This window comes from Cupriavidus sp. L7L (genome assembly GCF_004353535.1).
Classification (GTDB): Bacteria; Pseudomonadota; Gammaproteobacteria; order Burkholderiales; family Burkholderiaceae; genus Cupriavidus; species Cupriavidus oxalaticus_A.
The window spans coordinates 1-1,668 of the sequence record NZ_SMNY01000081.1 but is presented as its reverse complement, the minus strand read 5'-3'; the positions used below and the strand labels follow the sequence as shown (position 1 = coordinate 1,668).

Here is a 1,668-nt window from a genome sequence, read left to right as displayed (position 1 = left end):
CAGCTTATCGACCGGGTTCAGACCATGGTGTCCGGGCTGGTAGAGTCCGCCACCGGGCAGAATCTATCCGCTTCGCTGCGCGCGGCCCTCAGTACGCCGGAACTTGCGGATCCGAAGATCGCTCTCCGTGTATTACTTCAGGCAAACTGCGACTTGGACCGGCAGATGAACGGCGTCATGTCGGAATTGGAATCGCGCATTCTGGTTCATATCTCGCCGGCAGCCGCACGACTCGACGTCGGCGCGGAGGACGCTCTAGCGGTGTTCATGAGCGACGTTCGGCGCGGTGGTGGCACTCTGGCACGGGAATTCGACCCGCTGGGCGAAATGAAGCCCTATGTTGGCGAGATGGATCGGCTGGAATCCGCCCTGGCTGCACAGCGCCGGGCCCGTGAGCAGATCTGCGCGACCGCTTTGGAGGCCGGCTATAGCGAGGGCGAACTGGCGGCACTCCTGGACAGGTACGGGGTGGAGCGAGAAGCGCTCAAGAACGCGCTCGCGCTGAAAAGCCAGGCCGCAAATGAGTTGCCGGACAACGTAGTGGAATTGAGGCCGTTTCGACAGCCGCGACCTGTTTCGGAGCCTCCTGCCACGGTGCAGGCAGCTCTGAGCAAACTCGAGGCAGCAGGGCATTTACCCCCGGCTGAAAAGGAAGGTATCGAGCGCGTCGCAGCTGAGCATGCCGCCCTGGTGGGCGACGACGACCTGTTTGAAATGGAAATGCAGGCGGATGACCTTTCCGGCTTTGGCCAGGCGAAAGGGAATCGACCAACAACCTAAATTATGAAAAAGACAGACCGATACTTGGCTGAACCAATCAAGAACATCGAGGTCGAGAAGTGGCGATTGAAAAATGGCCTGACAGTGAGTGCGGCATGCGAGCAGTTGGGCCTTCAACGCGCGAAGTTCGCTGAGATGAGATCACGGCCACAAGAGCCAATCGAAGACAAGGCGGTCTGTCAGTTGCTGGAGATATACGAGGCCTATCCGGAATCCATGCCGAGTGTCCGTCAGCTCGACATTCGGCAGTTCATGATCGAACTCGGATTCGATCCTGAGAATCCATCGGACAAGAAGGAGTTTGCAGTGCTCGTGGGGCGCGAGCCTGCTGCCGTGTACCGTTGGCTTGCTGGAGAGGGGAACTACAGCAAGCCAGTCGAGCGGCTGATCGAAGCGTACAGCCGCATCCAGCTAGCCGGGGCAAAGAAGAGATCTTTGCTGAAGACATACGCGGTCAAGATTGCCGCGCGCTTGGGTATCACAGACCTGTTTGAACGGGCTACCTGGCGCAAAGGCTGAGTGGTAATTCGGGGAGAGAGAGCTGAATGACAAAGACAAAAGGGGCACCAGGCATCGACGTGGCCGTCGTGCTGTTTTTCAAGAAGGCGGCGATTCCAGACCAGATTCGCATACGCGACTTCTCGATGCCGCTCATAAATCGGATTCCCGGGTTCATTTCTGGACTGTCGGGGCAGTCCGGCCTGGTCGGCATGATGCATGCGCGCAAGTATGCGGATGAGAAGAAGCTGGAGATGATCGTAGTGGATCTCTCAGTCGAGGTCGAGAAGCCGCTATATCCAAAGGTTTTGAAGCCTGAAGATCTGCCGAACGTAGATCTTCTGAATCTCATACGAAGCAGCAAAGAGTTGATGCAAGGGATCCGAGAGG

At 57.7% G+C, this 1,668-nt stretch carries 2 protein-coding genes and 1 pseudogene; all 3 read left to right on the top strand.

Annotation, left to right across the window (positions count from 1 at the left end; translation table 11 throughout):
- The coding region (locus tag E1J61_RS37610; protein ID WP_165971611.1) for a hypothetical protein at positions 1 to 780 on the top strand (780 nt) is incomplete at its 5' end.
- A 3-nt stretch (positions 781 to 783) separates the two neighbouring features.
- Complete coding sequence (locus E1J61_RS35590) at positions 784 to 1,299, top strand: hypothetical protein (RefSeq protein ID WP_133098483.1); 516 nt, start codon at positions 784 to 786, stop codon at positions 1,297 to 1,299.
- A gap of 26 nt (positions 1,300 to 1,325) precedes the next feature.
- A pseudogene (locus E1J61_RS35585) lies at positions 1,326 to 1,668 on the top strand (hypothetical protein); the annotation flags it as partial.